Origin of the sequence: Marinitenerispora sediminis (assembly GCF_003336425.1) — a bacterium.
Classification (GTDB): Bacteria; Actinomycetota; Actinomycetes; order Streptosporangiales; family Streptosporangiaceae; genus Marinitenerispora; species Marinitenerispora sediminis.
In genome coordinates this window covers 43,122-51,315 of record NZ_QEIO01000022.1, presented here as the reverse complement: position 1 = coordinate 51,315, position 8,194 = coordinate 43,122, and the positions used below count along the sequence as shown (strand labels likewise).

General features: G+C 74.6%; 6 protein-coding genes. 2 read left to right on the top strand and 4 right to left on the bottom strand.

The features are described 5' to 3' along the window. Positions 1 to 273: 273 nt before the first annotated feature. Positions 274 to 2,700, bottom strand: coding sequence for a hypothetical protein (locus DEF28_RS06650; protein ID WP_114396359.1), 2,427 nt, complete (start codon positions 2,698 to 2,700; stop codon positions 274 to 276). Between the two features lie 279 nt (positions 2,701 to 2,979). Here DEF28_RS06650 and DEF28_RS27460 point away from each other — a divergent pair, with 279 nt between their 5' ends. Next, positions 2,980 to 3,129: a hypothetical protein gene (locus tag DEF28_RS27460; protein ID WP_158562769.1), complete on the top strand. Its 150-nt coding sequence runs from the start codon at positions 2,980 to 2,982 to the stop codon at positions 3,127 to 3,129. A 22-nt stretch (positions 3,130 to 3,151) separates the two neighbouring features. Here DEF28_RS27460 and DEF28_RS06645 read toward each other — a convergent pair whose 3' ends face one another. Next, positions 3,152 to 4,534 carry a 6-phospho-beta-glucosidase gene (locus DEF28_RS06645; RefSeq protein WP_114396358.1) on the bottom strand — a complete coding sequence of 461 codons (1,383 nt, stop codon included), beginning with the start codon at positions 4,532 to 4,534 and terminating at the stop codon, positions 3,152 to 3,154. Between the two features lie 134 nt (positions 4,535 to 4,668). On the opposite strand from DEF28_RS06645, the gene DEF28_RS06640 reads away from it, so the two are divergent. Beyond that, a complete protein-coding gene (locus DEF28_RS06640; protein ID WP_114396357.1) occupies positions 4,669 to 5,829 on the top strand; it encodes a carbohydrate kinase family protein in 1,161 nt (386 codons plus the stop codon). 12 nt (positions 5,830 to 5,841) lie between these two features. On the opposite strand, the gene DEF28_RS27980 is transcribed toward DEF28_RS06640, so the two are convergent. Continuing rightward, complete coding sequence (locus DEF28_RS27980) at positions 5,842 to 5,994, bottom strand: hypothetical protein (protein ID WP_181874207.1); 153 nt, start codon at positions 5,992 to 5,994, stop codon at positions 5,842 to 5,844. 135 nt (positions 5,995 to 6,129) lie between these two features. Then, positions 6,130 to 7,953, bottom strand: a complete 1,824-nt coding sequence (locus tag DEF28_RS06635) for a BCCT family transporter (protein ID WP_309485796.1) — start codon at positions 7,951 to 7,953, stop codon at positions 6,130 to 6,132. Positions 7,954 to 8,194 lie beyond the last annotated feature (241 nt).

Sequence of the window (8,194 nt, the reverse complement as noted above, 5' to 3'; positions counted from 1 at the left end):
CTTCCGGCCCGTCCACCATGCCGGTGCCCTACCGCCGAGGTCGATTACCGCGCGGGTAAAGGCGCCCGGCTCCCGCCCCCGGCGGGCCCGGCGCCGACGTGGTGCCGGCGGCCGACCGTGCGCGTGCCGGTGGCGGCATGTGCGGCGTGCGGGTTTCCGCGGCGGGGTGGCGGGCGGGGGCGGCCCGCCGGAGGTGCCGCGGGTTTTCGCGGGGCCCGCGTCGCCGCGGGCGACCGGGTCGGCCGCCCGCGGCGTCTCCCGGCTTGCCGGCCGTCAGGCGGTGATCGCCGCGGCGGTGCGGAACAGCTCCGGGAGGGTGCCGGCGAACTCCGGGAACAGCCGGACCGCGACCGTCCAGGCCTCGGGGTCCGCGCCGAGGTGCGTGCGGGCCAGTCGGCGGGTCTCGGCGCCGAATCGCGCACGGAGGCGGGGACGGTCGTCGTTGCTGGTGGCCAGTTCGTTCAGGTACCCGAGGACGCGGCGCGGCTCCGGGCTGAGCTCCAGCACGTCCGCCGGTGTGATCAGGCCCTCGTCCAGGACCTTCGTGAGCCACCAGAGGCCGTGCTGGCCGCGGTAGTGGCGGGAGCCGGACGGCGGCGTGCGGAGCAGAGCCAGCTGCAGCGACCGCGGGCAGCCGGCCTCGTGCACGAGCTCCAGCAGCAGCGCCGACGGGAACGGGGCCGCGGTGTGGGCGCGCTCCAGCTCCGGCCAGGGCAGGGACCCGCCCTCGGACAGCAGCTTCTTCACCTGCTCCCCGGGCCGGGCGCCCTCGGCGAGCAGGGTGGCCGCCAGGCGTTCGGGCTGTTCCTCGGCTTCGAGGCGGCGGCGCAGCGTCGCCACGGGATCGGGGTCCTCCAGCGCCGCCGCGATCAGCCGCCGGGTCATGGCGGGGAAGCGCGGGTGCTCCGCGACATCGCGGACGGCCTCGGCGCCGTTGCGCTCACCCAGGGCGACGAGCAGCCGGAGCCGGCCGGCGAGCGTGTGCAGCCTGATCCGGTCGAGCAGGACGCGGGTCACACCGACGTCTCCCGACCCGATCCCCGCCGTCAACCAGTGCCGGTAGTGGCCGAGGTTGGTGCCGTCCAGTTCGCGCAGCAGCGGCTCGCCCACCGGCTCCCGCCCGCCGTCGCGGCGCTCGCCGGCGAGCATCCGGACGCGTTCGGCCTGTGGGATGGCGCAGTGCGCGAAGAGCGAGGCATTGACGTCTGGGTCGTCCAGGTCCAGCAGCCACGCGAGATCGCGTTCCGGCAGGGAGCTGGCGGCCGCGAAGGACGTCAGCGCCGGGGTGCCGTGCGCCGCGACCACCGCGTCGCGGACGCGTTCGGACGGCCGGCCGTAGACGAGCAGGTGCTGGACGGCGCGCGCGTCGAGGTGCGGGACCACCGCCAGCCGCGCCTCTTCCGAGGCGCACATGAGCAGGTCGAGGAACACCGCACGGGACTTCTCCGGCGGGGTGGCCGGAAAGGCCGCCTCCAGCGGGCGCGGCCAGCGGGTGCTGCGCCGCTTCGCCGTAGCCGCCTCGGAGACCAGCGCGGTGAACGGGCCGTCGAAGCGCGGCAGCCGCGCGTACAGGGTGAGCCACGCGCTCGGGTCCGCGCCGAGCGGGGCGAGGGCGTCCGCCACGGCCGTGCGGGTCGCCGCGTGGCCGTAGGGCAGCGCCGCCACGATGCGGTGGGCGGGCGCCACCTCGGCGAGCAGGCGCTCGGGCGACCACCAGCCCGAGGCGAGCGCCCGCTGGACGGGCTTCTCGAAGCCGAACCGGTCCGCGCGGGCGTCCTCACCGGAGAGGACCTCCATCGGCAGCCGGGCCGCCCGCTTGGCGGCCATCCGGGGAGCGCTGCGGAAGCCCGCCATCACGAATTCCTGCGGGCAGTCCGGCCACTCGCTGAGCGCGATGAACTGGGCGCCCTCGAACGGCCGCCGCTCGTGCTCCCGCCGGACGAGTTCCCAGTCCAGTGGGACGCAGGGGAGTCCGAGCCGCTGCGGGTTGCGCCGGACCCGCAGCAACGCGCCGACCGCCGCCACGTCGGTCCACTCGGCCCCGGGGCGCCGTGCGCGGAGGAAGGCGCCCGGATCCGGCGCCGCGGCCGCCGCGCGCAGGGTGTCCGCCAGGCCGGCGTGCGCCATCTCCGCGACCTGCTCCGCGAGGCGAGCGACCGCGTCGGCGCCGCCCCGGTCGGCGAGTACGGCGCACGCGTCCAGCAGCACGGGCAGGGGGAGGTCCGATCCGAGCTCCCGGACGGCGTGCGCGACGACTTCGGGGAACGGGCCGGCGAGGGCGGGGTGCAGGGTGTCCGCGTCCTTGGACCGCAGCAGGGCCGGGACCAGTCCGTCCTCGGTGTACCAGCCCGGGTCGCCGGGGTCGGCGGTGGCCAGTACGGCGGCGCGCAGCCCGGGGGCCACCTCGGCCCAGCGGTGGATGTTGTACAGGACGCGCCCGGCCTCGGGGTCGCCGAGCGCCGCGGCGTGCGCGTACAGGCGGCGGTCGAGCCCGCCGTCCCGTTCGGCGGGGGCGAGCACGGCCCGGACGAGGTCCGGCTGGGACTCGACGAGCGCCGCCGCCACCCGCTCCGGCAGCCCGTAGCGGCTGGCGACCGTGGTGGCGGCCTCCTCCGGCAGCCGTTTCAGCAGATCGGTTCCGACGGCGGGGTCCGCCAGGCGGAGGGCGGCGCGGAACACGGTAAAGCCGGTGGGGCGCACAGGGGGTCCTTCACTCGGGATACGGGGACGGGGACGGCTCCGAATCGTGCCACGCCGTACGGACGGTCGAGCGGCCGTCCCGCGCGGCCGCGAAGGCCGGGCCCCTCTTGGACGCGGTAGGGAGCCGTTCGGCCCCATCGCGTCGGCGATTCGCTGGAGAACGGTCCGCAGGGGCGGCCGGAACCTCACTCAACCCGCGGAGCGCGGTCGAACCGGCGTGCGGCGCGGACGGCGGCCGCTCCGCCCGCAGCGGCTCCGGGGGCGCCGTACCGGCCGGCCGTGTCGCCGGCCGCCGTGCAGCGGGTCCGGGAGCTCGCCGCGGTGGGACGGTACGCCGAGGCGGTCGAGACGGTGCGCGCCGAGACCGGACTGGACCCGTACGGCGCCGAGCGGCTGGTCGCCGACATCCGCGACGGGCGCTTCGCCTGAGAGACGGGGCGGCCCGGCGGGCTCACGGGCGGGGGAGTACCTCGCGCAGCTCCGGGAACGCCGCCAGGTAGCCGTCCAGCAGTGTCCGGGCGGTCGTGACCGAGTCGACCAGCGGGTGCAGGGCGAACGCGCGCAGCGCCGGTGTGCGCGAACCGCTCCGGACCGCCGCGAGCACCTCCCGCTCCACCGCCTTCACCGCCTGGACCAGCGCCGCCTGGTGGCCGGTCAGTGCTCCGACCGCCAGCGGGCGGGCGCCGCTGCCGTCGACCAGGCACGGCACCTCCACGACCGCGTCGTCGTCCAGACCGGCGATCGAGCCGCGGTTGCGCACGTTGACGATCAGCCGGGCGGGCTCGTCGCGCGCGACCGCCCGCATCACCGCGAGCGCCACCTGCTCGTAGCCGCCGCCGTCGAGGTCCTCCTCGGCGCGCTCGACCCCGCCGGCCGCCCGGCGGTTGTCGGCCATGTAGGTCTCCTCCCGCGCCAGGCGGGTGCGGTCCCACAGGTGGAAGGCGTCGGCGGGCCGCCCGGCCGCGTCGCGGTAGAACTCCCGCTGCTGGGCCGTGATCTGCTCGCCGCGGGTCGGGCCGCCGCCCGCCACCGTGTCGGTGATCGCGTCCCGGGCCTCCCGCGCCATGTAGTAGTAGTGCAGGTACTCGTTGGGCAGCGCCCCGAGCGCGCGCAGCCACGGCGCGCCGAACAGCCGCCCCTCCTCGAACGAGGCGAGCGCCGTGTCGTCCGCGAGCAGGTCGGGCAGCCGGTCCCGGCCGCCGGTGTGCAGCCCGCGCAGCCATCCCAGGTGGTTGAGGCCGGCGTAGTCGAAGCTCACCTCGCGCGGATCCAGCCCGAGCGCGCGCGCCGCCCGCCGCCCCAGACCCACGGGGGAGTCGCAGATGCCCACCACCCGGTCGCCGAGCACCGCCGACATCGCCTCGGTCACCAGGCCGGCCGGGTTGGTGAAGTTCACCACCCACGCCCCGGGTGCGCGCTCCGCCACCGTGCGCGCCACCCGCTCGACAACCGGGACCGTGCGCAGCCCGTAGCTGATGCCGCCCGCGCCCACCGTCTCCTGGCCGAGCACGCCGGCGGCGAGCGCGACCCGCTCATCGAGCACGCGTCCCGCCATGCCGCCGACGCGGATCGCGGAGAACACGATGTCGGCGCCGTCCAGCGCGGTGGCGAGGTCGGTCTCGGTGCGCACGGTCAGCTCCGGCTCGCCGTGGGCGGCGCGGTGCGCGTCGCGCTGGCGGTCCAGCACCGCGCCGATCGCCCGCAACCGCGCCGGGTCGCGGTCGAACAGCACGACCTCGGAGACCGGCGCGTCGCCGCGCACGGTGTCGGCCAGCAGCGCCCGGTGCACCAGTGGCACGCGGAAACCCCCGCCGCCGAGGATGATCAGCCGCACGTCGCGCTCCCCTTCCGCGGATCCGCCGGTCGGTCGTCCAGCGCGACCAACAGTAGTGTGCGAGACACCGCGTGCGAGCCCGCGTTTTGACTACTCTCACTCTTGTTCCATCTGAATCCGCGCAGGGAGCCGCCATGGCGAAGCAGGGGCGGGCGGCGGACGCCGCAGAGAACTCGAAGCCCGAGTACACCAAACTGGAGTCCACCCCGCTGGTCGGCGAGCCGCACGACGTGCTGGCCGGCGCGCGCGAGCCGGACAGCCCGGCCATCGATCTCGCGCTCAGCGGCACGGTGTTCTTCGACATCGTGCTGACCGGTCTGGCGGCGCCGCCCGCGAGCGGTACCGAGGTCGGCGCCGAGGGCATGGGCTCGTGCCCCGGCGGCGTGGCCAACCTCGCGGTGGCCGCCTCGCGGCTCGGCCTGCGCACCGCGGTCGCCGCGGCCTTCGGGGAGGACGTGTACGGCGACTTCTCCTGGGAGACGCTGTCCGGGCAGGAGACGGTGGACCTGTCGGCGTCGCGGCGGATCCCGAACTGGCACTCGCCGTTCACGGTGTCGCTGGCCTACCGCGGCGACCGCAGCATGGTCACCCACGAGCACCCCTCACCGGTCCCGCTGGAGCAGATGGCCCACGAGCTCCCGCAGGCCCGGGCCGTGTTCGTCAGCCTGAGCGCCGAGGACGGCGTCCCCGACTGGGCGCTGCGGCAGGCGGCCAACGGCGCGCGGATCTTCGCCGACGTGGGCTGGGACGACAGCCAGACGTGGTCCGGCTCGGTCCTGGAGCAGCTCCGGCACTGCCACGCCTTCGTGCCGAACGCCATCGAGGCCATGTCCTACACGCGGACCGGCAGCCCCGCCTCGGCGCTGGCCGCGCTCGCCGAGCACGTCCCGGTGGCGGTCGTGACCGACGGCCCGCGCGGTGCGCTGGCCGTCGACCAGACCACCGGCGAGTCCGCCGAGGTCGAGGGGCTGGTCCTGGACGCGGTGGACACCACGGGAGCCGGGGACGTGTTCGGGGCCTCGTTCATCGTCGGAACGCTGGCCGGCTGGCCGCTGGAGCAGCGGCTGCGCTTCGCCAACCTGTGCGCGGCGCTGTCCGTCCAGCACACCGGCGGCTCGCTGTCCGCTCCGGGCTGGGCCGACATCGCCGCGTGGTGGAGCCACCTGTACGTGCGCAACGGCGGGGGCGACCGGCAGCTCGCGAGCGACTACGCGTTCCTGTCCGACCTGGTCCCGCGCCCCTGGCTGCCCACGGACCAGCGCCGCGCCAGCGCGACCATCGGCCTGCGGCACTAGCCGCCGTCAGGCTCAGACCCCGCGCCGCCGCAGCCAGCCCCACGCGGCGGTGGCGAGGAAGAGCACCACGGCGATCACGAAGAGCCAGAACAGGCCCTTGACCGCCACGCCCACCACGGCGAGGACCACCCAGAGCAGGAGCAGGACGAGAATGAGCTGGAGCATGGCGACCTCCCCTTCGTCGTCTCCCCGGGCGCTACCCGCTCCGCCGCCGCTGTACCCGTCCGAGGCGTGAGACGCCGTCGGCCGGGCGGTGTCCCGCCCGGCCGACGGCGTACGGCTCCACCCCGTGCCGGGGGGCTATCCGGCGGACTTGCCAGTCCCGGAGGCGGGATCGGCGTCGCCGCCCCCGCGTTCGGTGACGGTGACGTTGACACCGCAGTCCTCGGCGGGCGAGATCTCGATCTGGAAGTCGCCGTCGTAGTCCTGGGCGCCGGCCACCACCGCGGCCGTCACCACCTCGTTGGCCTTGTGGGAGCGGACGATCAGCGGGTCGCGGCGCAGGTCCCGCACCAGGGCCACGCAGAGCAGGATCATGACGATCGTCCACGGCGCGGCCACCAGGATGGTGAGGTTCTGCAGGCCGTCGAGCGCGTTACCGTCCGTCCCGCCGACCATGAGCATGATCGCCGCGACCGCGGCGATGAGCACACCCCAGAACACCGTCATGAGCTTGCCCGGGTCGTTCGCGCCGCGCTGCGACAGCGTGCCCATGACGATGGAGGCGGAGTCCGCGCCGGTGATGAAGAAGACGGCGATCAGCACCGCCACCGCAACACTGACGACGGTCGCCCAGGGGAAGTTCTCCAGCAGGCTGAACAGCTGCGCCTCCTGGTTGGCCTCGCCGGCCAGGTCGACGCCCGAGGTCTGCAGGTCGATCGCGGTCCCCCCGAGGATCGCGAACCAGACCAGGCTGACCACCGACGGCACCAGGATGACGCCCGCCACGAACTGCCGGATGGTGCGGCCGCGGCTGATCTTGCCGATGAACAGGCCGACGAACGGCGTCCAGGAGATCCACCACGCCCAGTAGAAGACCGTCCAGCCCGACAGCCACTCGGCGGTGCCCGGACCGCCGGACGCCTCGCTGCGGGCGGCCATGGTGAAGAAGTCCTGGAGGTAGCCGCCCAGCATGTTCGGGATCATGTTGAGGATGTAGACGGTCGGCCCGACCACCAGCAGGAACAGCAGCAGCAGCGCGGCCATGCCCATGTTGGCGTTGGACAGCCACTGGATGCCCTTGTCGATCCCGGAGACGGCCGACAGCACGAAGCACAGGGCCAGCGCCGCGATGATGCCGATCAGCAGGCCGATGCCGATGGTGGCGACCCAGCCGAGCTGCTGGAACCCGCCGGCGATCTGCAGCGCGCCCAGGCCCAGGGAGCACGCGGAGCCGAACAGCGTCGCGAAGATGGCGAGCACGTCGATGAGCTTGCCGACCGGCCCGTTGGCGTGGCGCTCGCCGATGAGGGGGATGAACGCGGCGCTGATGAGCTGCCGCCGCCCGCGGCGGTACGTGCCGTAGGCGATCGCCAGGCCGACCACCGCGTAGATCGCCCACGGGTGCAGCGACCAGTGGAACATCGTGGTGGCCATGGCGGTGGTGGCGGTCTCCGCCGTGGTGCCGCCGGCGGTACCGGGCGGCGGCGTGACGAAGTGGGCCAGCGGTTCGCTCACCCCCCAGAACATCAGGCCGATGCCCATGCCGGTGGCGAACAGCATGGAGATCCAGGACAGCGTGTTGTACTGGGGCGGCTCGTCGTCGCGCCCGAGTGTGATACGGCCGTACTTGCTGAACGCCAGCCAGAGCGCGATGAGGACGAACGCGGAGGCGGAGAGCACGAAGCCCCAGCCCCCGTAGTGCATCAGGCCGGCGAGCAGCCGGTCGGCGATGGCGGCCAGGGAGTCCGGTGACACGGCTCCCCAGGCCACGAACGCGAGGGTCAGCGCGGCCGCGATCCCGAAGACGACCCAGTCGGTCCTCGGCGCGGTCGTGGAGGCGGTGATCTCGGGGGGTTCCCAGAGGAGGTCTTCGGTGGTGTAGGGCTCGGAGGGGACCGAGCCGCTGCTCTGCTCGTCCGCGGACCCCTCGGTCGCGCGGAGACTGTTGTGATCTATCGCCACGATGATCGGCGCTGCGTGGGCGCCGCCTCCTTCCAGGCCGACTTCTGTCAATGCCGCCCGCCGTGCTTCCCCGCGGCCGCGCGTGGGTGCAGCGTCCGTTGCGCGTGTACGGACAACGCGGTCCGTTGCGCGTACGGACGACGCGGTCCGTTGCGCGTACGGACGACGCGGTCCGCCGCGCGGGGGGCCGTGCGGCTCCGTCGCGTGTACGGATGGTGCGTCGTCCGCGGGGGTACGGAAC

What these genes read in the sequence shown, in the direction of transcription:
- DEF28_RS06640 (WP_114396357.1), top strand. Translation starts at nt 4,669, where the DNA reads ATGGCGAAGCAGGGGCGGGCGGCGGACGCCGCAGAGAACTCGAAGCCC.
- DEF28_RS27980 (WP_181874207.1), bottom strand. Translation starts at nt 5,994, where the DNA reads ATGCTCCAGCTCATTCTCGTCCTGCTCCTGCTCTGGGTGGTCCTCGCC.